This is a genomic window from Pseudomonas sp. v388, assembly GCF_003935425.1.
In the GTDB taxonomy this organism is placed as follows: Bacteria; Pseudomonadota; Gammaproteobacteria; order Pseudomonadales; family Pseudomonadaceae; genus Aquipseudomonas.
This window is the reverse complement of the sequence record NZ_RHQN01000001.1, coordinates 731,063-754,401: the sequence shown is the minus strand read 5'-3', so window position 1 is coordinate 754,401 and position 23,339 is coordinate 731,063. Positions and strand designations below refer to the sequence as shown.

Sequence of the window (23,339 nt, the reverse complement as noted above, 5' to 3'; positions counted from 1 at the left end):
TGCCCTGCCAACAGCAGAACCACAAGTTGCCCATGCGCCATGCGGTGTATTCGCCTGAATGGCAGCGAAACAGCAGGCTTGAACCTGGCACGATAGATGCTCTGGTCTCCTTGAGCGCGACTATATGAATAGAGGCTCCTTATCTTTCGTATATGTCGGGGAGCGTCATTCATGGGTTTCAAGTTGTGCAGCAAGTCTGTTTATCCTGGCAATGCACTGGCGTTGTTCACCGCCACGGGGCTGGCGCTCGGCGTGCCTGTCCACGCGCTGGCTGACGACGCCAGGCTGTCCACGGTGACCGTCACCGGTGCAGCGCAAAGCGAAGCGCAGAAAGCCAAAGTCGAGCTGGATAAAACACCGGGCACCACGGCAGTGGTAGACATGAAAGAGGTGGAGAAAGGCCGTGCCTCCAACGCCGAGGACGTGCTGGCCCTGCAGCCCGGCGTATTCGCCCAGGCCACCAGCGGCACGGGCGCCAACAAGATTTCCATTCGCGGCTCGGGCTTGAATACCTTCTATCAAGGCTACGCGCTGGGCATCAAATTCCTTTATGACGGTTTGCCCATCACCGGCCCCGGCGGCACTCAGGAAGACCTGCTGAACATGGCCGCGGTCGATCACACCGAAGTGCTGTACGGGGCCAATGCCTTCAAACACACCGCGTTATCCCTGGGTGGGGCGATCAACTTCGTCAGCCGCACCGGGCGCACCGCGCCGGGCAATTACGCGCGCTTCGAAGTCGGCAGCTTCGGGTATCGCAAGCAGCAACTGAGCACCGGCGGCGTGGTGGGCGACAGCGACTACTACGTCAGCGTGCTGCACAACGAACGAGACGGCTATCAGGACAACACTGAAACCAAGGGCCGCGACCTGATCGCCAACTTCGGCCACGTGTTCAGCCCCAAGCTACAGACGCGCTTTTTCCTGCGCTATCGCGAAGAACAGCTCACCAACGGCGCGACCCTGACCAAATACCAGCTCAAGCATGATCCGCGCAGCAACACGGTGCCGGCCGGGCGCAAGAAGGACGGCACCACGCTGCTGGGGAGCAACACCACCTACACCTTCGATGATGAATCCACGCTGGATGTGGGCCTGGGCTACAACGATTACCCGTTGTACAACGGCTGGCGCACCTCCACCACGCCACAGGACTGGCGTTCCAAGGACACCAGCGTGGTGCTGCGCTATCGGCGTGCCCACGATGAACTATTCGGCCTGCCCAGCGACTCCACCGTGACCTTCAGCAACACCCTGGCGTATCTGGGTGACGTGAAATCCCGCAATCCCGCCACCCACCAGTTGCTGCAATACACCAAGTACACCGGCTCCCGGGATACGGTCTTTGCCTTGGGCAACGAGCTGCAATTGAACGACAAGACCTGGCTGTCCACCGGCTTGTCGTTCATCAATATCAAGCGCAAGGCCGAGATCAAGTACACCACAGGCGTTAACACCAGCGAGTTTCCGGACGGGGTGAATTACGACACCTGGGACACCGCGCCGCGCATCGGCCTGCGCTATGAGCTGACCCCGGACATTCAGCTGTTCGGTAACGTCAGCCGCTCCATCGATCCGCCGGTCACCTGGCAGCTGGGCAGTACCGGTTCGCCCTTCATCCGCAACGTGCAGCCGCAGAAAGCCACCACCGCCGAGCTGGGCGTGCGGGCCAGTGTCGGCATCTTCGACGGCAGCCTGACGTTCTACCGCTCCTGGATCGACGACGAAATACTCTCGGTAGTGGTTCGTCAGGCTTCGGCGACCCAAGACCAGTTGGTTGCGTCGTCCAATGCCAGCCCGACCATCCATCAGGGTGTCGAGGCCGGGCTCAGTGCCTTGCTGTGGGAAGGGGACAACGGCGACACGCTCAACCTGCGTCAGGCCTACACCTTCAACGATTTCTACTACCGCAACGACGACACCTTCGGTGGCAACCAGCTGCCGAGTCTGCCGCGCCATGTCTATCAGGCCGAGTTGCAATATCAGCAGGCCAAAGGGTTCTACGCCCAGCTGAACCTGCGTTCGGCCTCCAGCTATTTCGTCGACTACGCCAACACCCTGAGTGCGCCGTCCTACACCATCCTCGGTGCGCGCCTGGGTTATGAAGCGCCGAGCAAACGCTGGGACGTGTTCCTCGACATGCGCAACCTGACCGACGAGCGCTACGCCACCGCTGCCAACACCACCTACGACGCCCGGGGCAATGACTCGGCCAATTTCTATCCGGGCGACGCGTTCAACGTCACCACCGGTGTCGCGTTTCGCTTCTGACCGCTGAATAAAACCATCCGGCCGACGCCCGGCGCCCCGCACACCGCGGGGGCGTCGGCGGCGTGCGGCCGTCTGCCGATCTGATCAACAGGAGTTGCCACGCGTGATCCGAACCTATTCCCCGAACGCCGCCCATCCTTGTCACGGTTTCGCATTGAGCGCACTGACCGTGGCGTTGCTGTCCTGCGGCCTGGATGCGACGGCTGCCGAGCCAAACGCCGCGCAGGACATTCGCCAGCTCAGTACCGTAGTGGTTCAAGGCCGGCAATTGAGCGACAGTGAACAAGCCCAACAACGCCTCAATGAAGTACCCGGCGGCACCGCGCAGGTGGAGGCCGCCAGCGTGGAAAAACGCCGCACCGCCACCAACCAGGACGTGCTGGCGTACCAGCCCGGCGTCTACGCCCAGGCAGTGGGCGGCGGTGACGGGATCAAGCTGTCGATTCGCGGCTCGGGCATCAACAAGGGCGTCAACTACTTTCGTTCCGGCGTGTACCTGATGTTCGACGGCCTGCCGGTCAGCGGCCCCGGTGGCACGCCCTACGAGCTGTTCGAGCCGCTGGGCCTGGCGCGCACTGAAATCCTGCGCGGTGCCAATGGTTTCGATTACGGCTCGCTGACCCTGGGCGGTGCGATCAACTATGTGACCCGCACCGGTTACGACGCTTCGCCGTTGGAAGTGCGCTACGAGGCCGGCAGCTACGGTTACCAGAAGCGCCAGATCGCCTCTGGCCAGGTGCTGGGCGACCTGGACTATTACGTGAGCCTCACCGACTCGGATCAGGACGGCTACCAGAACCACACGACCAGCTCCAGCAAAGGCTTTGCCGGTAACGTCGGTTACCGCTTCAGCCCGGATCTGGAGACCCGTTTCTACCTGCGCTACCGCGAGACCGACAACGAAACCGGCGGCCTGCTGACCCGTGACGAAATCGCGCACCACAATCGCCGTGCCAACGCCACCAGCCTGAGCCAGGACGCCTCGCGCATCCAGCCCGGCTCGACCTGGTTGGCCAACAAGACCACCTTGCGGCTGGACGACAGCTCGCGGCTGGAGCTGGGCGCGGTGTATCACAACTATCCCATCGATGTGCGCGGCGGCGTGAACCGCGCGGTATGGGGCTACCGCGACGTGTCCGGCACCGTCCAGTACATCCGCGACGACGATCTGTTCGGCCACGCCAGCACCACGCGCCTGGGCCTGTTGAGCACCCGGCATTTGCAGGGCGACGGCTTCCAGCGCACCACGGTCAGAATTCCCAGCGGCGCGACGGCCGGCTTGCAGCCCGGCACCCTGGTGCGCAACGCCGAGTACGAAGGCAGCGACAACGTATTCCACGCCAGCAACGACCTGGAACTGGTGCCTGACCTGTGGCTGACCACCGGCCTGTCGATGATCTACACCAACCGGGAAACCGAGGTGGATTACCCGGTCACCAACAGCCGCTACAAAAACAACGACTGGGACTACGCCCCGCGCCTGGGCCTGCGTTACGACTTCAACCCGCATGCGCAGGTGTACGCCAACGTCAGCCGCTCGGTGGAACCGCCCAGCGACTGGCAGATCCTCAGCACGCCGCCCAGCTTTACCAGCGGCCCGGCCACGGGGCTGGCGCGGGAGGGCGTCGACCTGCAAAACCAGACTGCCACCACCTTTGAACTGGGTGGCCGTGGCCAGATCGACAATCACAAGTGGACCTTGAGTTACTACTATTCGCGGGTCAATCACGAGCTGCTGTCGGTGGAAGTGCAGGCGGCCAGCGCCACCACAGCGGCGATCACCGCCGAGTCCAACGCCAGCGCCACTGTCCATGAAGGCGTCGAGGCGGGTCTGGAATCCCTGCTCTGGCAGGGCAGCGACACCAACAGGCTGACCTTGCGCCAGGCCTACACCTACAGCCATTTCCATTACGTGGACGACGACCGCTTCGGCGCCAACGAGCTGCCGGGCATTCCCGAGCATTACTACCAGGGCGAGCTGCAATACGACTTCAACAACGGGGTGTACGTGGGCGTCAACGCTCAGATCGGCTCGAAGATGGCGGTGGATTACGCCAACTCCTACTACACCAGGCCGTACCAGGCGTTCGGCGCGACCCTGGGCTGGAACTCGCCCAAGAAGACCTGGCAAACCTACGTCGACCTGCGCAACCTGGGTAACGAGCGCTACACCACAGTGATCAGCCCGGCGTACGACGACGGCGGTGTGGATCGGGCGCGTTCGTATCCAAGCGACGGCTTCGGTGTCTACGGCGGCGTGAGTTATCGCTTCAACTGATCTAACCACGCAATGGCAAGTTATAAGCAGCATCAAGTGTTCAGTGCGCAACAGTGGCCGGACACTTGATGCTGTTTTTATACATTCAATGTGTTTCATGTCCGGTATTAACCCCCGAACGCTGCCATTGGAAGCTGGCACGAAGCGTGCACTTGCTTATATCTGGGCAATACCTGATCCAGACATATTAAAAACACAGAGTTTGACTATACGAATAGAAACTCGCCTTTTTATTTATTAGGTGGGAGCAGTACCTTGAAGTCGTTGAACCTCGCAAAGCGCAATACCCGACCGCGGCACTTATCCGTCGGCTATGTCGAACTGGCCTCCAGCCTCGGCGCCTGCCTGCTGATGAACACCGGTTTTGCTGCGGCTGCAACCGAAGAACAGCGTTTGCACACCGTGACCGTGCAGGCAGCCAAGGCCACCCCGGTGGAGGCGGCCAGACAGCAACTCAAGGACATTCCCGGCGGCACCAGCCTGGTGGACCAGGCTGAGGTGGCAAAAGGGCGCTCGGCCACTCTGGAAGATACCCTGGCCTATCAGCCGGGCGTTTATGCCCAGGCCGCGGGCGGCAATGACGCGATCAAGATTTCCATCCGTGGCTCGGGGGCTAACACCTCGCCGGGCTACTTTCGCGAAGGCACCAAGTTCCTGTTTGACGGCATCGCCCTGACCGGCGCCGGCGGCACGCCTTACGAGCTGCTGGACGGCCAGGGCTTGCAGTACACCGAGATCCTGCGTGGCGCCAACGCCTTTGAATACGGCGCGTTGTCCCTGGGCGGCGGGATCAACTTCATCACCCACACCGGCTATTCGGCGCCGGGCAGCAAAATCAAGCTGGAAGGCGGCAGTTTCGGCTGGCAGAAACAGACCCTCAGCACCGGCGGCGTGGAAGGCGATGCGGACTATTTCGTCAGCGTCGATAACGGCCGGCGCGAAGGGTATCAGGACTACACCTTCACCAAGGCCAAGGGCGTGGTCGGCAACTTCGGCTACCGTTTCAGCCCCAAACTGCAAACCCGGCTGATCGTTCGCTACCGCGAGGAATACCACGAGAACGCCGGCGCCCTGACCCTGGCGCAGCTCAAGCGCGACAGCCGCCAGACCAACGCCGCAACCCGCACCAGCCGTGGCGATTCCACCAAGCGCGGCTCGACCTGGGTGGCGAGCAAGACCACCTATACCTTCAATGACGACGCCACCCTGGAATTGGGCCTGGCGTACCACGACTATCCGCAGATCCTCAATCGCCAAAGCAGCGTCAATCCCAACTACTGGGACTGGAGCGATATCAACGCTTCGCTCAAGTACACCCGCCGGGACCAGCTGTTCGGTCTGGAAAGCACCACGACCCTGGGCGCCACCAGCACCCGTCATCTCGACGCCGGCGCCAAGACGTATCTGGGCGATCGGGACAACGGCATCCTGCAAAAGGACGTGCGCTACGACGGTTCGTTCGACAACGTTTTTACCCTCGGCAATGACCTGGCGCTGACCGAGCGGCTCTACCTGAGCACCGGTTTGTCAGCCATCAACATCAAGCGTGACATTGATGTGAAGTTCAGCGACCGCCCCAATACCACGGCGTTTCCCAGCCGCTACCAGTATGACGAGTGGTCCCTGGCGCCACGGGCCGGACTGCGTTACGAGCTGACCCCGAACCTGCAGGTATTCGGCAACGTCAGCCGCTCAATCGACCCGCCCAGTTCGTGGTCGATTTCCAACTCCGGCGTTGCCAACAACTACGCCAAGACTCTGGTTCCGCAAACCGCCAACACCGTGGAACTGGGAATTCGCGGCCAGTCCGAGCGCTTCGAGGGCAGCCTGGTGCTGTACCGCTCGTGGATCAAGAACGAGTTGCTGACCACCCAGATCGCTCCGGCGACCGGTACGACTGCCGCGATCGTGTCCACCTCCAACGCGACGCCGACCATTCATCAGGGCGTCGAGGCCGGGCTGACCACCAAACTGTGGCAACGCGCCAACGGCGACGTGCTGACCTGGCGCCAGGCCTACACCCTCAACGATTTCTACTACCGCAACGACCCGCTGTTCAGGCGTAACGAACTTCCCGGTTTGCCGCGGCACATTTATCAAGCCGAGTTGCAGTACCAATACGCCAACGGTTTCTACGCCGGGGTCAACCTGCGTTCAGCCTCCAGCACACCGGTGGACTACGCCAACAGCGTGAGCGCTCCTTCCTACACGATTTTCGGAGTGCGCCTGGGCTACGACGCGCCCAGCAAGAAGTGGCAGGCCTATGTCGACCTGAAGAATCTGGGTGACAAGGATTACGTGACCGCCATCGTGCCGGCCTATGACGTCAAGGGCCAGGACACCGCCGCGCTGTATCCGGGGGACGGCTTCGGCGCGTTTACCGGTGTGACGTACAGCTTCTGATGATCGCCGACGGAGGACAGGGCTGCCTTATGAGCCGACAGTTATCAATGCTTTGCCGCAGCCTGCTGGCAGTGGGGGTGATCGGCCTGCCCGGTTGCTCACCCAGCGGCGACGGGCAGCGGCCGGTGCAGGTTCAGGTGGCGGACGGCCAGGTGAACGGCGACCTGATCAGCTATCCGACCGGCGACTTCCATGAAGCGGCGCCCGGCAAACGTGGCGGTACTTTACGAGTCTCCACCGCAACCGATACCGGCACCTTCGACGTGCATTCGATTTCCCACGGCAACGTGCAGTGGCTGGGCCGCCTTCTGTATGACGGCCTGGTGTACCAGGACGAGCAGGGCGGCGTTTCGCCGTGGTTGGCCAAGTCGTGGGACATCTCCGAAGACGGCAAGACCTACACCTTCCATTTGCGCGACGACGTGACGTTCAGCGACGGCAGCCCATTCAACGCCCAGGCAGTGAAAATCAACCTGGAACATATGCGCGACCCGGCGACCAAATCCCCGCTGGCGGCGGCTTACATCGCGCCCTACGACAAGGGACGGGTAGTGGACGAATACACCTTCGAAGCCACGTTGCGCGAACCGTACTCGCCGTTTCTCGATGTACTGGCCCAGTCGTGGCTGGGCATGATCTCGCCGAAGCAGATTCTCGAAGCACCCAAATCCATCGCCGAACACCCGATCGGCTCCGGCCCGTTCGTGCTGCAAAGCTACACCCGCGAGCAGGGCGCGGTGTTCACCCGGCGTAACGGCTACAACTGGTCGCCGCCGGTCACCCGCCATCAGGGCGAGGCTTACCTGGACCGCATCGAACTGAGCATCGTGCCCGAGGCGATGATTCGCTTCACTTCGCTGGACGCCGGTCAGTCGGACCTGACCCTGGATGCGCCGCCGCAGAACGCCAGGGCCATCCGTGAATCGTCCGACCTGACCCTGCGCAGCCGGATTCGCAAGGGCAATCCGTTTCGCAGCCTGACCTTCAACGTCGAGCAGGCGCCGTTCGATGATGTGCTTGTGCGCCGTGCCGTGGCCAAGGGCATCGACCGCGAAGGGCTGGCGTGGATCATCGGCTTTGGCGAGTACCGGGTGAAGACCGATTTCCTGGCCGCCAACACCCGTGACTACGACCCGACGTTCAAGGACACGCTGGCCTACGACCCCAAGGCTGCCAACCAACTGCTGGATCAGGCCGGCTGGACCGGGCGCGACGCCCAAGGCTATCGAACCCGTGACGGGCAGCGGCTGAGCGCTGAATTGCTGGCCACTGAAAGCGCCAGCTTCTCCAGCAGCGTGGCGGTTGCACTGCAGGCGGACCTGAAAAAGCTCGGCTTCGAGCTGCGCATCGAGTTACTGCCGCTGGCCCAGGTCACCGACCGGCGTTACGCGGGCCAGTTTCAGGTCATGGGCGGCGGCTACTGGCACACCAATACGCCCGATGGCCTGTACATCCTCTATCACAGCGATTCCATCACCTCGGAAAAACGCATCGGCCAGAACGGCGGGCGCTTCCGTGACACCGAGCTGGACCGGGTGTTGTCCGAAGCGCGGCGCAGCCAGGACCCCGTGCGAGTCGCCGCGCTGTACAGCGCGGCCCAGCAACGCCTCACCGAACAGGTGCCGGTCGTGCCATCGTTTGAAAGTCATGTACTGGTGGCGTACCGCAACCGGCTCAAGGGCGTGATCTTCGACACCTCCCATAACACGGTTTTTCTGCCCAGCCTGTGGCTGGAACCGGAGGCGCCATGAAGCGCATCGCATCCAATGTTTGCTGGCGCCTGCTGGCCGGGCTGGGCGTGCTGTGGGGCGCGGCGACGCTCACGTTCCTGGCGATCAACCTCAGCGGCGGCGACACGGCCCTGGCGATTCTCGGCGGTCCGGAGTCGATGCCCACGCCGGAGATGATCGCCCGCGTGCGCCTTGAGTACGGACTCGACCAGCCGCTGATCGTGCAGTACGGCCAGTACGTACTGCGCCTGGCCCAAGGTGATCTGGGCGAGTCGTATCGGCTGCGGATTCCAGTCACCCGAGCGATCGGCGCGCAGATCGGCGCCACGGTGCAGCTGTCGGTCTGCGCGGCGGTGCTCGCAGTGCTGTTGGCGGTGATCAGCGCCATCACCACCGCCAAGCGCAGCCCTTGGGTGCGTTCGCTGGTGTCGGGCAGCGAACTGGTGCTGTCTTCGGCGCCGTCGTTCGTGATCGGCATTCTGTTGCTGCTGGTGTTCGCCTTTCACTGGCACGTGCTGCCGCCTTCGGGCTCGGGCAGCTGGCAATCACTGATCCTGCCGACCCTGGCGCTGGCGTTGCCCATCGCGGCGGTGCTGACCCAGGTGCTGCGTCAGGAACTGGAAGACATTCTCGACCAACCCTTTATCGCCATGGCTCGCGCCCGAGGCCTGTCGGAAACCGGCGTGCGCCTGCGCCATGCCTTGCGCCACGCCCTGGTGCCGCTGATTACCCTGGCCGGTTTCGTCTTCGCCAGCCTGTTGGGCGGCGCGGTGGTAGTGGAGTTGTTGTTTTCCCGGCAAGGCATCGGGCGCCTGATGCTCGATGCGGCCAACAGCAAGGACGTGCCCATGGTGCTGGGCATCACGTTGCTGGCGGCGGCGATCTATGTGGCGGTGAACCTGGTGGTGGACCTGATCAACCATTGGGTGGACCCGCGCGTGAAACAGGCATGACGACATTCTTCACGGCTGCCCGGCAGCCCGACGATGCAAGGAACGGATATGAGCGTTGAACAACCTGTCGGCGGCCTGCCGCTAAACCCTGTCCATAACCCGGAATACGCTCGCCTGCGAGCGCCTTTCGCCGAGATTTTCGAACGTATCGCCGACACGGCCCTGGCCCGTGAACAGAACCGCGAGCTGGCTCACGACGCCGTGTCCTGGCTGCGCGATGCCGGGTTCGGGGCGTTGCGCGTGCCCAAGGCGCAAGGCGGTGGCGGGGCGAGCCTGCCGCAGTTGTTCGAACTGCTGATCGAACTGGGTGAGGCCGACTCCAACCTGCCGCATATCCTGCGGGCGCATTTCGGCTTCGTCGAAGGGCGCCTGTCCAAGGGCGAAACCGAGTCCCAGGCGCAGTGGTTTCCCAAGGTGGTCGCCGGCCAATTGTGGGGCGCAGCCATGGCCGAGCGCAGCGACACCAGCAAGAACAGCGTTACCCTGACGCCGGACGGCGAGGGCGGCTGGCGGCTCAATGGCACCAAATTCTATTGCACCGGCACGCTGTACGCCGACTGGATCGCCGCTGCGGCGCTGGCCGATGAAGATTTCGTCAGCGTGGTGGTGCCCACCGATGCGCCGGGCGTCAGTCGCGATGATGACTGGGACGGCTTCGGCCAACGCTTGTCCGGCAGCGGCACCACCCGTTTCGACAACGTTCGCGTGCCCCAGCAGTACGTGCTGCGCCGCTATGCCATGGGCGAGCAGCGGGGCGAATCTTACATCTCAGCGTTCTACCAGTTATTCCACCTGGCGACCCTGGCCGGCATCGCCCGTGCCGTGCTGCGTGATGCCACCGAATTCGTTCAGGGCCGCACCCGCGCCTTCGGTGTGCCGGGGCAGTCCAGCCCCAAGGACGATCCGCTGGTGCAGCGGGTGGTCGGGCGCTTGTCGAGCCTGGCGTTTGCTGCGCAGTCGCAAGTGCTGGCGGTAGCGCAGGTGCTGCAGAACGTACACGACGCTGAACTGGCCGGGCAGGCGCTGGAAGCCCATTACACCCAGGCGGAAGTCACCGCGTTTCAGGCCCAGCAGATCGTGCTGGAGCAAGTGCTGGAAGCCACCACCTTGCTGTTTGAAGTCGGCGGCGCATCGGCCACCAGCCAGACCCGACGCCTCGACCGGCACTGGCGTAACGCGCGCACCCTGGCGTCCCACAACCCGGCGATCTATCGCGAGCGGGCGTTGGGCAATTACTACCTCAACGGCGTCAGCCCCAATGCCGCGTGGCGTGCCTTGCAACAGGCACAGGTCGCCGGGCAGGCCAGCGGAACCGCCGCCATCCACGACGAAGCCAGCGCCGTCTGACCCCACAGCCATAAGGATTTCCCATGAGCAGCAACCGGCAAATGAGTATTGGCATGAACATCCTGGGCTTCGGCTCGCATTCCGCCGCATGGCGGGTGGGTGAAGTGCCGCCCGACGCCTATCTGGATGCCGAGTACTACTGCAACATCGCGCGCATTTCCGAGCGCGGCACGCTGGACGCGATCTTTCTCGCCGACGGCCCGGCGCTGGGCGGCGACGTCGCGACCCAACCCGCAGGCCGTCTGGAACCCACCGTGTTGCTCACCGCCGTGGCATTGGCGACGCAGCGCATCGGCGTGATCGCCACCGCCTCCAGCACCTATAACGATCCGTTCAATCTGGCCCGGCGTTTTTCTTCCCTGGACCATATCAGCAGCGGTCGCGCCGCATGGAACGTGGTGACCAATGCCGGCGACGCCGCGGCACAGAACTTCGGTCTGGCCGGCGCGCCGCTGCATGTGGATCGTTATGCGCGGGCCGACGAGTTCATCGACGTGACCCTCAAGCTGTGGGACAGCTGGGAAGACGACGCGATCATCGGCGATGCGATCAATGGCCGCTTCGCCGACCCGCGAAAGGTGCATACCCCGGATTTCGTAGGCAAACATTTCTCGGTCAAAGGCCCGCTGAACTTGCCGCGCACGCCCCAGGGTCGGCCGGTGCTGGTGCAGGCCGGTTCGTCCGAGGGCGGCAAATCCCTGGGCTCGCGCTATGCCGACGCCATCTTCACCACCCAGACCACGCTGGAAGACGGCCAGGGTTTCTACACGGAAATGAAGAATCGCGCCCGCCAGTGGGGGCGCAATCCCGAGCACCTGAAGATCATGCCGGGGCTGTCCACGGTCATCGGCAGCACCGAAGAAGAAGCCAACGCCCGGTTCGACCGGCTCAACGACTATTACGGCGAAGAAGGTTTGCTGTATCAGGTAGCGGCGCGAGTCGGATTGAATGTCAGCGAACTCGACCCGGACCAGCCATTGCCCTGGGAGCGGATCGGCCCGGTGGAATCCTTCGAGCGCGGCTCCCATGGCTTTCTCGAAGCGCAGCTGAATCTGGCGCGTCGGGAAAACCTGACCATTCGCCAGCTGTCGCGGCGGATTCTGGTCGGCCATCGCCTGCTGGTGGGCACTCCGGAGCAGGTCGCCGACACCCTGGAGCACTGGTTCCTGGCAGGCGCCGCCGACGGCTTCAACATCATGCCGGACATGTTTCCGTCCGGCGTGGAGATCTTCGTCGATGAAGTGGTGCCACTGCTGCGCCAGCGCGGCGTGTTCCGCCACGAATACAGCGGCCACACCCTGCGCGATCACCTCGGTCTGCCGTACCCGGCCAGTCAGTACAGCAGCGCCTCCAAGGCCCGCAGCGCCTGAACCCTTTTCATTTCTGAACGGATCGTTTCGATGAACTATCGCACCCTTGGCAACACCGACCTCAACGTCAGCCTGCTCGGCCTGGGCACCATGACCTGGGGCCACCAGAACAGTGAACAGGACGCTCACGGCCAGCTGGACCTGGCACTGGAGCACGGCATCAATCTGGTGGACACCGCCGAGATGTACCCCACGCCGACCCATGCCGACACCTGGGGCAGCACCGAGCGTTTCATCGGCAGTTGGCTGGCGCGCAGCGGACGGCGTCAGGATATCGTGCTGACCAGCAAGATCATCGGCCCGCCGCGCCAGCCCGGTTCCGGCAGCCATATCCGCGACGGCCTGACTCGCCACGACCGGGCCAATATCACCGCCGCCCTGGAAGGCAGTCTCAAGCGTTTGCATACCGATTATCTGGACCTGTACCAACTGCACTGGCCGGACCGCACCACTAATATCTTCGGCCAGCGCGAATACCCGTATGTGGAAGACCGCTACAGCGTGGCCATCGAAGAGTCGCTGCAGGTGCTGGCCGAACTGCAACGGGCCGGCAAGATTCGCCATATCGGCGTGTCCAACGAAACCCCGTGGGGCGTGGCGCAGTTTCTGCAAAAAGCCGAGCAACACGGGTTGCCGCGCATCGCCACGATCCAGAACCCCTACAGCCTGCTCAATCGCCTGTATGAAGGTGGGCTTTCCGAATTCAGCCACCGCGAAGGCGTGGGTCTGCTGGCCTATTCGCCGCTGGCGTTCGGTGCCCTGACCGGCAAATACCTCAACGGTGCGCGGCCCGAAGGTTCGCGGCTGTCGTCGGTGTACCGCACCTTCAATCGCTACGACAGCGAACCGGCCAGCCGCGCCATTGCCGCTTACGTGCAACTGGCCCTGGACTACGGCTACACCCCGGCGCAACTGGCCCTGGGTTTCGTCGCCCGCCAGCCGTTCGTCAGCAGCGTGCTCACCGGGCAAACCAGCGAGGCGCAGTTGCTGGAAAACCTGGGCGCGCTGGACATCGAGTTCACCCCGACCCTGCTGGAACAGATCGCTCATATCCACGCCCTGATTCCCAACCCGGCGCCTTGACCGGACCGGTCTGGCGGAGGACTGCCCATGACAACCGTATCCCAACCCAACGTGCTCGGCCCGGTTCCGGGGCTGACGGTCAGCGATGGCACAGCCGCTGCGCGCCGTACCCGCCGTCGCGTGCCGCTTCGGCCCGGCCTGGTGCTGGCCGGGCTGTTCGTGGTGTGGCTGGTGATCGCCGCGCTGGTGCCGGGTCTGTTGACCTCGGTCGACCCGCTGGAAGCCACGGCACGCCACGCTTATCGCGCGCCGGATGCCCTGCACTGGCTGGGCACCGACGAAAACGGTCGCGACGTGCTGGCCCGGCTGATCCACGGCGTGCGGCCGTCGCTGCTGATGGGCCTGGCGGCCACCGCCATGGGCCTGGTGCTCGGTACCGTGCTTGGCTTGCTGGCCGGGCTCGGCCCGCGCTGGCTCGATAGCGCAGTCATGCGTCTGGTGGATGTGTTGCTGGCGTTTCCGGATCTGCTGCTGGCGCTGGTCATCATCACTTTCTTCGGCCAGGGCACGCTGAACCTGGTCATTGCCGTGGGCATCGCCAGCGTGCCGCGCTACGCCCGGTTGGTGCGGGCGCAAACCCAGGTGGTGCGCGGCGCCGCTTATGTAGAGGCCGCGACCACGCTGGGCCTGGGCCGAGCGGCAGTGATCTGGCGGCACGTGCTGCCCAACGCCATCAAGCCGATCCTGATCCTGGCCACCATCGGCATCGGCGGCAATATCACTGCCGGCGCGGCCCTGAGTTTCCTGGGGTTCGGCGCGCCGCCACCGGCGCCGGAGTGGGGCACCATGCTGGCTGTGGGCCGCAACTTCCTGGCCAACGCCTGGTGGCTGGTGGCCTGGCCGGCGCTGGCGATCACTTTCACGGTCATTTCGATCACCGCCATCGGCCGCGAACTGCTGCGCCGCAGCGAAGGAAAACGTTTATGAACGCACAGGTATCGCCGCGGGTTGCCGCGCAACCGTTGCTCGATGTTCAGGATCTGCACGTCCATTTCCACGGCCAGCCCGTCATTCGCGGCATCAGTTTTCAGTTGCACGCGGGGGAGTGTCTGGCGCTGGTGGGCGAGTCCGGTTCGGGCAAGAGCGTCACCTCTCGCACCCTGGCCGGGCTGACCGGTGCGCACGCGCAGATCCAGGCTCGGCGCCTGGCGTTCGAAGGCCGTGACTTGCAGCACTTCAGCAAACGCGACTGGCTGCAGATGCGCGGCGCGCAACTGGGTTTCGTCATGCAGGACGCCCTGGGTTCCCTGGATCCGCTGCGCAGGGTCGGTCAGGAAATCGACGAACCGCTGCGCCTGCACACCGAGCTGGACCGGGCCGAGCGCCAGACCAAAGTCATCGACTTGCTGCGTTCGGTAGGCGTTCCTGAACCCGAATTGCGCGCCCGCCAGCACCCGTTTCAGTTATCCGGCGGCTTGCGCCAACGGGCGCTGATCGCCTCGGCCATCGCTTGCAACCCGCGTTTGCTGATTGCCGACGAACCCACCACCGCGCTGGATGCCACGGTGCAGGCCCAGGTGATGGCGCTGCTCGAATCCCTGCGCAACGAAGACACCGCGATGCTGATCGTCAGCCATGACCTGGCCGTCGTCGCGCGTCTCGCGACGCGGATTGCGGTGATGCACAAGGGCGTGATCGTCGAGCACGGCAGCGTCGACCGGATTCTGCGTGACCCACAACATCCGTATACCCAAAGCCTGTTGACTGCTGGTGTGGCGGTGCATTTTCGCCGGCCGACCAGCGCGCCGTTGGCTGACCAGGCGTGCTTTGCCGTCGGTGGCGAAGTCCTGCTGGAAGTGGACCGGCTCAACAAATCCTTTACCGGCCCCGACGGTCGGGCGCGCAAAGTGGTGTCCGATGTGTCGTTGCATCTGGAGCGCGGCCGGACCCTGGGCATCGTCGGTGAATCCGGCTCGGGCAAGACCACATTAACGCGGATGATTCTGGGGCTGGAGCAGCCGGACAGCGGCCAGGTGCGGCTCAAGGGGCGGCTGTGGTCGGCGCTGGACAAGGCGGAAATCCGTCAGGCCCGGCGCAGCATTCAGGTGGTGTTTCAGGACCCGCTCAGCTCTTTCGACCCACGCTACACCGTGCAACGGGTGTTGTTCGAAGCGCTGAAGGTGGCCGGGCATGCTTCTGCGACCTTGACCGAAAGAGCCGCTGCATTGCTGGAACTGGTCAAACTTGACGTCAGCCTGCTGGAGCGGCGCCCCATCGAACTGTCCGGCGGCCAGCGCCAGCGGGTGGCGATTGCCCGGGCGCTGGCGGCCGATCCGGAAATCCTGGTCTGCGATGAACCGGTGTCGGCGCTGGACGTGTCGGTGCAGGCGCAGATCCTCGAACTGCTGGACGACCTGAAACGTCGCCTGGGGCTGGCCTGCCTGTTTATCTCCCATGATCTGGGGGTGATCAACCATGTCAGCGATCAGGTGCTGGTCATGAAAGACGGCGTGGTCGTCGAGGCCGGGCCTGTGCGGCGGGTCTTCGATCAACCACGCCACCCGTACACCCTGGCGCTGCTGGACGCAGTGCCCAAATTACAGACCGGCCGCCAGCGTTCCCTGGCTTTTCTGCGATTGGCGATTTGATCGTCGGTGCGCTCCCCACAAGGTCCGCACCCAACATCTGCGTTGTATCAAATTCAATGGAGTAACCCAGGCCCATGAGCCGTTCGAAAACCTCGTACAAGGATCGTCAGCAGGCCCTGCGCAGCTGGAACATTCAGTCGCTTCCCGACACGCCGTTTGCCTTTGCACGCTTTTTTGTCGGCCACTTCCGCGGCTGGTACCTGTCGATTCTGTGCCTGCAAATCGTTGCCGTGATCTGCACGGTGCTGGTGCCCTGGGTGCTTGGGCAGATCACCCGGCTGGTGAGCAACTCAACCCAGCAGGAGCTGAACTGGCCACTGCTGCAACAACCGCTGGCCTTGTTTGTCGGCCTGCTGGCCCTGGAAGTGATTTGCACCCGTGGCGCCACCAGCGTGCATATCCGGGTGCTGCCGATGCAGCGCCGCACCGTCACTCACGCGGTCTATGCCTACCTGCAAAAGCATTCTCACCGCTTTGTCAGCAGCGAATTCGCCGGTGCCCTGGCGCACAAGATTTCCGAAGTCTCCATGGGCGTCGGCCAGGCCCTGGCGCTGCTGTTGTTCGACCTGATTCCGCTGTTGGTGACCCTGACCCTGGCGGTGGTGGTGCTGGCTACCGCCTCCATGTGGCTGGCACTGTTCATGCTCGGCTGGGCGCTGGCGTTCATTGCCGTGTGCTATGTGTTCGCCAGGCGCAGTCATCCGCTGTCCCAGCAATACTCGGCGGCGCGCAGCACCAGTAACGGCAAGGTGGTGGACGCGGTGTCGAACCTGACCAACATTCGTCTGTTCGCCCGGCATTCCTTCGAACACAGCTACCTGGGCGATTATCTGGACCGGGAGTTGAACGCCGCCGGCCGTTCGTTCGGCTACATGGAGAAAATCCGCCGTTTCCAGTCGGTCTGCGGAATGACGCTGAAAATCGGCATGCTGCTGATCGCGCTGTACCTGTGGCGTGTCGGGCAGATCGACATCGCCACTTTCGTAATGGCCACCAGCCTGTCGTTGCTGATCATCACCGACGTCGCCAACCTGTCCCGGCGCTTCCTGGATTTCTTCGAGGCCACCGGCAATATCGCCAATGGCGTGCGCACCCTGATCAAACCCCACGAAGTGGTGGACCGGCCGGATGCCAAGCCTTTGAAGGCGGTGCGCGGCGCCATCGAGTTTCGCAACGTGAGCTTCGGCTATTCCCCGGACAAACGAGTCTTCGACAATCTGCAGCTGGTGATTCCGGCCGGGCAGCGGGTCGGCCTGGTCGGCACCTCCGGTTCCGGCAAGTCCTCGTTGCTCAACCTGCTGCTGCGGCTGTACGACGTCAACCAGGGCCAAGTGTTGATCGATGGTCAGGACGTGCGCGACGTGACCCAGCATTCGCTGCACGGCCAGATCGGCGTGATTCCTCAGGAACCGGGGCTGTTCCATCGCAGCATCGCCGAAAACATTCATTACGGTCGGCTGGACGCCACGCCTGAAGATCTTGCCCAGGCGATTCACCGCGCCGGAGCCAGCGGCTTCATCGACAGCATGGATCAGGGCGCCGATTCGCTGGTGGGCGAGCGGGGCGTCAAACTGTCCGGCGGCCAGCGGCAGCGCATCGCCATTGCCCGGGTACTGCTCAAGAATGCGCCGATCCTGGTGATGGACGAAGCGACGTCGGCACTGGACTCCATCACCGAACGCTTCATACAGGAGAAGCTCGACGAGATCATGCAGGACAAGACCGTGATCGTGGTCGCGCACCGGCTGTCCACCGTGGCCCACCTGGATCGCATCGTGGTGTTCGAAGACGGCCGGATCATCGAGGACGGCCCCCACGACGAACTGCTCGCACGCCGCGGTCAGTACTATCGTCTGTGGAGTCGTCAGTCGCACGGGATGTTCGACGAGCAAGCTGCTTCAGCCTGAACAGGCTCTTTTGCCTGCGCAACTGTTGCTCTACCGACAGTCACTCAACAATCTGCCTTTTCGCTCCACTGCTCGTCGCGCTCAACCCCTTGTTTTACGGGGATTTGAGCCCGGCACGGGTTGTGCAATCACCCTTGTGAGATCCCGCAACGGACACAAGGTGCACCCGTACCCATGCCAGACATCGATCAGCGTTTCCTCACCCATTCACCCTGGCCGCGTTGCTTGCCGGGCCTCGTTGGCCTGGCGCTCGTGGGGCTGTTGAGCAGCGGTTGCGACAGCCGCACGCAAACCACGACGCGCAGCGATGTGCCGGTCAGCGGCGGCACTCTGGTGTATGCCACTGACCGCGAGCCTACCTGCCTGGACCCACACGTGGCCGGCGACATGCCTCAGGTGTTTCTCGCCCAGCAGGTGCTCGACTCGCTGGTGTCCATGGACGCCGAAGGCAAGATCGGCCCCTGGCTGGCCGAGCGCTGGGAGGTGTCCGCTGACGGTCTGTTCTACACCTTTCATTTGCGCAAGGACGTGCGCTTCACCGACGGCACGCCCTTCAACGCCGCCGCAGTGAAAGCCAACCTCGACCACATGGCCAACCCCAAGACCCAGTCCAGCACCGCAGGCGGCTACATTCGCCAGTACCGCGGCACGGAAATCGTCGATCCGTACACAGCGCGGGTCGAATTGAGTACGCCCTATGCGGCGTTTCTTGAAGTGCTGGCCCAGGGCTTTCTGGGTATCGAATCGCCGGACGCGCTCAAGCGCCCGCGTGACGTCAACTGCGAAAGCCCGGTCGGCACCGGCCCGTTCAAGGTTGCCCGCTGGGATCGCCAGAGCCATGTGGAGCTGGTGCGTAATCCCGATTACAACTCGGCGCCGCCGACCGCCAGGCATCAAGGCCCGGCGTATCTGGACCGCATCATCTGGAAGTTCATCCAGGAACCGTCGGTACGCTTTGCCTCGCTGCAGGCCGGCGAAGTGGACGTGATCGAAGCGCTGCCGCCCGAGTCCCACGAAGCTGCGCGGCGCAACCCGGATCTGCAACTGATCATCGCCCAGCGTCCCGGCAACCCCACCAACGGCACGCTGAACATCCGCCGTGCGCCGTTCAGCGACATCAAGGTGCGCGAGGCCTTCGTGCGCAGCGCCGATATCGAAGGCGCACTCAAGAGCGTTTACTTCAGCGAATTCCCTCGGGCCGGCGGGCCGTTGAGCAAGGCCACGCGCTTCTACAGCCCGGACTTCGAACACGCTCAGGACTACGACCCCAAACGCGCCGCGCAGCTGCTGGATGAAGCAGGCTGGAGCGCGCGTGACGCCGAAGGCTATCGCCTCAAGGACGGCAAGCGCCTTCAGGTCACGGTGGTGCTGGGCAATCGCACACCGCCGTCGGAATTCACCCTGTGGGAACAGGTGCAGGCCACCACGCGCCAGGCCGGGTTCGAACTGATCATGGATCAGATGAGCGACGTGCAGGCTACCAAGCGTCAGGCGGACTGGGACTACGACATCCGCGTCGGCTACTGGAACACCAACACCGCCGACGTGCTGCGGATCATCTTCAGCAGCGCATTCATCCAGCCGGCAGGCGTGGGCGGTTACCACCAGAACACCGCAGGCTTCAGTGACCCGCAATTCGACGCGCTGTTGCAGGACGCCCTGGCCACCCAGGACCCGGCCGAGCGCCAGCGCATCTACCGCGAGGTCCAGGCCATCGCGTCCGGCCAGTACCTGCAATTGACCACCTACCCGCAAAGCACGCGGCTGGGCATCTACAAGACCACCCAGGGCGTGCGGCTGGAAACTTCCCTGGCAGTGACTTATCTCTACGACGCATGGGTGAACAAATGAGCACGACGACCCTGGCTTCCACAGCGCCCGACCCACGACGCCAACGCCTTGCCCGACTGGGTCGCCGCGCGGCGATACGCCTGGCCGGCGGCATCCTGGTGTTGTGGGCGGTGGCGACCCTGACGTTTTTCGCGTTGCGCCTGATGCCGGGCGACCCGGTGCAGGCGATTCTCGGCGGCCCCAGCGGCAATCCGACCCCGGAAACCGTGGCCGAGGTCACCCGGGAATACGGCCTCGACAAACCGCTGGTGGTTCAGTACGGGCTGTACCTGGGCCGGCTGGTGCAAGGCGATCTGGGGGTTTCCTACTCTCAGCACATGGCGGTCACCCGAGTGCTGGCCGAGCAGACCTGGCCGACCCTGGAACTGACCTTTTCCTCGCTGGTGCTGGCCTGGCTGCTGGTGCTGGCCCTGACGGTGTTCACCGCAGGCCGCCGCAGCTGGGTCGGGCGGCTGGCTTCGACCCTGGAAACCCTGGCGGCGGCGCTGCCGCATTTCTGGCTGGGGATTGTGTTGCTGGCGGTATTCGCTTTCGGCCTGCGGCTGTTTCCCCCGGCAGGCAGTGACGGCTGGCGCACCCTGGTGTTGCCGACCATTGCCCTGGCAGTGCCCTTGGCCGGATTCATCGGCCAGGTGACCCGGGAATCTCTGGAGCTGACCCTGGATCAGCCGTTCGTGCTCACTGCCCGCACTCGCGGCCTGAGCGACGTGGCCGTGCGTTTCAAGCACGCCTTGCGCCATGCAGTGCTGCCCGGCGTGTCGTTGTCCGGCTGGGCCATCGGCGCGCTGATCAGCGGCGCCGTGGTGATAGAAGTGATCTTCTCCCGCAAGGGCTTGGGCCGGCAGCTGTTCCAGGCGGTGCAGGTGCAGGACTTGCCGCTGACCATCGGCATCAGCCTGGTGGTGGCGGCCGGTTACGTGCTGGCCAACATTCTGGTCGATCTGGTTTACCAGTGGATCGACCCTCGTCAGCAGGAGCCTCTGGCATGAGCGATCTGATTCTTGAAGCCCCGGCGCTGCCGGTGAAGACCCAACGCCAGCCACGCAGGATTCGGCTGGGGGCGAGCCTGGCGATCGGCTTTCTGGCCTTGATCGTGATTGCCGCCATCGCGCCGCAGTTGTTCGCCCATAGCGATCCGCTGGCCATCGTGCCGCGCAATGCCTTTCATCCGCCCAGTTGGGAGCACTGGTTCGGCACCGACCAGTCCGGACGCGATATCTATTCCCGGGTGATTCACGGTGCCCGGCTGTCGCTGTTCGTGGGGTTGGCGGCAACAGCGCTGGCGATGAGCATCGCCGTCGTCCTGGGCCTGCTCGGCGGGCTGGGCGGAGCGCGTACCGACCGCAGCGTCGGCTGGGTGCTGGAAGTGCTGTTTGCTTTTCCGAGCCTGATCCTGGCGCTGTTGTTCGTGGCGATTTTCGGCAGCGGCATCGGCACCCTGATCGTCGCCACCGGCCTTGGCGGAGCGCCGGGTTATGCGCGCATGGTGCGCGGCCAGGTGCTGGCGGTGCGCAATGCCGGTTACATCGAAGCGGCCCGCGCCTTGGGCCACGGGCCGGGGCGCATCATCTGGCGCCAGCTTTTGCCCAATGCCATGCGGCCGCTGATCGTCACCCTGACCATGGGCGTCGGCCAGGCGATTGTCTGGGCGTCAGCCTTGAGTTTTCTCGGGCTGGGCGCGCGTCCGCCGGCGCCGGAGTGGGGAACCATGCTGTCCATGGGCCGCGACTTCATCGCCAATGCCTGGTGGCTGACTTTCTTTCCGGGCCTGTTCATCGTGCTCACCACCCTGTCGACCACCGTCGCCGGTCGCTATCTGCAACAACGCCTGGAGGGCCGCCTGACATGAGCCGCAAATCATTAGTGGTGGAAGGCCTGAACATCGAATTTGCCGGGCACAGCGTGGTGCGCAATCTGTCATTCACCCTGGAACCGGGCAAGAGCCTGGCGCTGGTGGGTGAATCGGGTTCCGGCAAAAGCGTCACGGCGCGCAGCTTGATTGGGTTGGCGGGCGAGGGCGCTGTGGTGCGCGCCCGGCGTCTGGAATACGGCGGCACCGATCTGCTGGCCCTCAGTGACCGGCAATGGCGCCGTTTGCGAGGCAAGGAAATCGGCTTTGTGCTGCAGGACGCGCTGGTGTCTCTGGACCCGCTGCGCCCGGTGGGCAAGGAAATCCTCGAAGTGCTGCAAACCCACGACTGGGGCGACCGGCAAACCCGGCCCGCACGGGTCGTGGAGTTGCTGGAAAAGGTCGGCGTCCCCGAGCCTGCGTTGCGCGCCCGGCAGCGTTCCGGCGAATTGTCCGGCGGCTTGCGTCAGCGGGCGCTGATTGCCAGTGCCCTGGCGCTGGATCCAGGGCTGGTGATCGCCGACGAACCGACCACCGCGCTGGATGCCACAGTGCAGGCGCAGATACTCGGTGTGCTGGGCGCGATCAAGGCCCGGGGCAGTTCGCTGCTGATCATCAGCCACGATCTGGCGGTGGTCGCGCAGCTGGCTGATGAGGTGCTGGTGCTGCGCCATGGCGAAGTGGTGGAGCAAGGGCCGATGGCCCAGGTGCTCAGCGCACCTCGCCATCCGTACACCCGCGCCTTGCTCGACGCGGTGCCTGCCGAACACGCTCGCGGCACGCGATTGTCGCCGGGCCGTGAAAGTGTGCCGTCGAAGACGGCCATTCACGCGTCCGGCGCGGTGGTGCTGCGGGCCGAGGGCCTGGGCAAACGTTATGTGGGGCCGGATCACACATCGAGGCAGGTGGTAAGCGGCGTCAGTTTCGAGCTGCGTGCCGGGCGCACGCTGGGCATCGTCGGCGAATCCGGTTCGGGCAAGACCACCGTGGCGCGCATCGCCCTGGGCCTGCTGGAAGCCGACGAAGGCCGAGTGGAGTTTCTTGGCCGGGCCTGGAACGGCGCGGCCGATGCGCGGGTTGCCGAGCGCGAGCGCCGTCCGTTGAGCGGCGATATCAGCGTGATCTACCAAGACCCGCTCAGCTCCTTCGACCCGCGCTGGCACGTCGGCCAGATCCTGGCCGACGCGCTGGACGTGGCGGGCGTGGCCGTCGCCGACCAGCCACAGCGCGTACAACGACTGCTTGAACAGGTGCGTTTGGCGGCGGATATCGCCACCCGCAGGCCGTTGCAACTGTCCGGTGGCCAGCGCCAGCGGGTGGCGATTGCCAGGGCCATCGCCAGCAACCCGAAAGTCATCGTTTGCGACGAGCCGGTTTCCGCGCTGGACGTATCGGTGCAGGCCCAGGTGCTGGATCTGCTGGCCGACCTGCAAAGCGAACTGGGCCTGGCGTACCTGTTCATCTCCCACGACCTGGGAGTGATTCGCCATGTCAGCGATGACGTGCTGGTCATGCGCCACGGCCAGGTGGTGGAGCACGCACCGGTCGAGCAACTGTTCGACGCCCCGCAGCACGCCTACACCCAGCGCCTGCTGGGCGCGGTGCCACGTCTGCCGGGCGCCGGCGTGGCCTTGCAGGTGCCACCGCTGGAACCGGAGAACGCCGCCTGGCTGTTCGACGAATCGCGGCTGTGGAAGATCGCCATCTAA

Annotated in this window: 15 protein-coding genes; all 15 read left to right on the top strand. The window is 64.1% G+C overall.

Translation table 11 applies throughout. The features are described 5' to 3' along the window. Window positions 1–171: 171 nt before the first annotated feature. Window positions 172–2,271: a TonB-dependent receptor domain-containing protein gene (locus EGJ27_RS03305; protein WP_125829272.1), complete on the top strand. Its 2,100-nt coding sequence runs from the start codon at window positions 172–174 to the stop codon at window positions 2,269–2,271. 175 nt (window positions 2,272–2,446) lie between these two features. Continuing rightward, complete coding sequence (locus EGJ27_RS03300) at window positions 2,447–4,549, top strand: TonB-dependent receptor family protein (RefSeq protein WP_371920833.1); 2,103 nt, start codon at window positions 2,447–2,449, stop codon at window positions 4,547–4,549. A 351-nt stretch (window positions 4,550–4,900) separates the two neighbouring features. Further along, window positions 4,901–6,952, top strand: a complete 2,052-nt coding sequence (locus tag EGJ27_RS03295) for a TonB-dependent receptor domain-containing protein (RefSeq protein WP_125829449.1) — start codon at window positions 4,901–4,903, stop codon at window positions 6,950–6,952. 29 nt (window positions 6,953–6,981) lie between these two features. Beyond that, window positions 6,982–8,703: an ABC transporter substrate-binding protein gene (locus EGJ27_RS03290; RefSeq protein ID WP_256672639.1), complete on the top strand. Its 1,722-nt coding sequence runs from the start codon at window positions 6,982–6,984 to the stop codon at window positions 8,701–8,703. Then, window positions 8,700–9,635: an ABC transporter permease gene (locus tag EGJ27_RS03285; protein WP_125829271.1), complete on the top strand. Its 936-nt coding sequence runs from the start codon at window positions 8,700–8,702 to the stop codon at window positions 9,633–9,635. Before EGJ27_RS03290 ends, EGJ27_RS03285 begins: the two co-directional genes overlap by 4 nt. A gap of 48 nt (window positions 9,636–9,683) precedes the next feature. Further along, window positions 9,684–10,982 carry an acyl-CoA dehydrogenase family protein gene (locus tag EGJ27_RS03280; RefSeq protein WP_125829270.1) on the top strand — a complete coding sequence of 433 codons (1,299 nt, stop codon included), beginning with the start codon at window positions 9,684–9,686 and terminating at the stop codon, window positions 10,980–10,982. A 23-nt stretch (window positions 10,983–11,005) separates the two neighbouring features. Further along, window positions 11,006–12,352 (top strand): LLM class flavin-dependent oxidoreductase, encoded by a 1,347-nt coding sequence (locus EGJ27_RS03275; protein WP_125829269.1) that lies wholly within the window; start codon window positions 11,006–11,008, stop codon window positions 12,350–12,352. A 30-nt stretch (window positions 12,353–12,382) separates the two neighbouring features. Continuing rightward, complete coding sequence (locus tag EGJ27_RS03270; RefSeq protein ID WP_125829268.1) at window positions 12,383–13,435, top strand: NADP(H)-dependent aldo-keto reductase; 1,053 nt, start codon at window positions 12,383–12,385, stop codon at window positions 13,433–13,435. 27 nt (window positions 13,436–13,462) lie between these two features. After that, the gene (locus EGJ27_RS03265) at window positions 13,463–14,362 is read left to right on the top strand and encodes an ABC transporter permease (RefSeq protein WP_125829267.1); all 900 of its coding nucleotides are present in this window, start codon (window positions 13,463–13,465) and stop codon (window positions 14,360–14,362) included. Then, window positions 14,359–16,023, top strand: a complete 1,665-nt coding sequence (locus EGJ27_RS03260; RefSeq protein WP_125829266.1) for an ABC transporter ATP-binding protein — start codon at window positions 14,359–14,361, stop codon at window positions 16,021–16,023. Before EGJ27_RS03265 ends, EGJ27_RS03260 begins: the two co-directional genes overlap by 4 nt. Window positions 16,024–16,097: 74 nt before the next feature. Then, window positions 16,098–17,930, top strand: coding sequence for an ABC transporter ATP-binding protein (locus EGJ27_RS03255; RefSeq protein ID WP_125829265.1), 1,833 nt, complete (start codon window positions 16,098–16,100; stop codon window positions 17,928–17,930). 174 nt (window positions 17,931–18,104) lie between these two features. Further along, a complete protein-coding gene (locus tag EGJ27_RS03250) occupies window positions 18,105–19,781 on the top strand; it encodes an ABC transporter substrate-binding protein (protein WP_125829264.1) in 1,677 nt (558 codons plus the stop codon). Then, a complete protein-coding gene (locus EGJ27_RS03245; protein ID WP_125829263.1) occupies window positions 19,778–20,770 on the top strand; it encodes an ABC transporter permease in 993 nt (330 codons plus the stop codon). Before EGJ27_RS03250 ends, EGJ27_RS03245 begins: the two co-directional genes overlap by 4 nt. Then, entirely contained in the window at window positions 20,767–21,630 is an 864-nt protein-coding gene (locus EGJ27_RS03240) for an ABC transporter permease (protein ID WP_125829262.1), read from the top strand. The genes EGJ27_RS03245 and EGJ27_RS03240 overlap by 4 nt, the downstream gene beginning before the upstream one ends. After that, entirely contained in the window at window positions 21,627–23,339 is a 1,713-nt protein-coding gene (locus EGJ27_RS03235; RefSeq protein ID WP_125829261.1) for an ABC transporter ATP-binding protein, read from the top strand. The genes EGJ27_RS03240 and EGJ27_RS03235 overlap by 4 nt, the downstream gene beginning before the upstream one ends.

Excerpts from the sequence above, each read along its gene's own strand:
- EGJ27_RS03305 (WP_125829272.1), top strand. The coding sequence starts at position 172 with ATGGGTTTCAAGTTGTGCAGCAAGTCTGTTTATCCTGGCAATGCACTG.
- EGJ27_RS03295 (WP_125829449.1), top strand. The coding sequence starts at position 4,901 with ATGAACACCGGTTTTGCTGCGGCTGCAACCGAAGAACAGCGTTTGCAC.
- EGJ27_RS03290 (WP_256672639.1), top strand. The coding sequence starts at position 6,982 with ATGAGCCGACAGTTATCAATGCTTTGCCGCAGCCTGCTGGCAGTGGGG.
- EGJ27_RS03285 (WP_125829271.1), top strand. The coding sequence starts at position 8,700 with ATGAAGCGCATCGCATCCAATGTTTGCTGGCGCCTGCTGGCCGGGCTG.
- EGJ27_RS03280 (WP_125829270.1), top strand. The coding sequence starts at position 9,684 with ATGAGCGTTGAACAACCTGTCGGCGGCCTGCCGCTAAACCCTGTCCAT.
- EGJ27_RS03275 (WP_125829269.1), top strand. The coding sequence starts at position 11,006 with ATGAGCAGCAACCGGCAAATGAGTATTGGCATGAACATCCTGGGCTTC.
- EGJ27_RS03270 (WP_125829268.1), top strand. The coding sequence starts at position 12,383 with ATGAACTATCGCACCCTTGGCAACACCGACCTCAACGTCAGCCTGCTC.
- EGJ27_RS03265 (WP_125829267.1), top strand. The coding sequence starts at position 13,463 with ATGACAACCGTATCCCAACCCAACGTGCTCGGCCCGGTTCCGGGGCTG.
- EGJ27_RS03260 (WP_125829266.1), top strand. The coding sequence starts at position 14,359 with ATGAACGCACAGGTATCGCCGCGGGTTGCCGCGCAACCGTTGCTCGAT.
- EGJ27_RS03255 (WP_125829265.1), top strand. The coding sequence starts at position 16,098 with ATGAGCCGTTCGAAAACCTCGTACAAGGATCGTCAGCAGGCCCTGCGC.
- EGJ27_RS03250 (WP_125829264.1), top strand. The coding sequence starts at position 18,105 with ATGCCAGACATCGATCAGCGTTTCCTCACCCATTCACCCTGGCCGCGT.
- EGJ27_RS03245 (WP_125829263.1), top strand. The coding sequence starts at position 19,778 with ATGAGCACGACGACCCTGGCTTCCACAGCGCCCGACCCACGACGCCAA.
- EGJ27_RS03240 (WP_125829262.1), top strand. The coding sequence starts at position 20,767 with ATGAGCGATCTGATTCTTGAAGCCCCGGCGCTGCCGGTGAAGACCCAA.
- EGJ27_RS03235 (WP_125829261.1), top strand. The coding sequence starts at position 21,627 with ATGAGCCGCAAATCATTAGTGGTGGAAGGCCTGAACATCGAATTTGCC.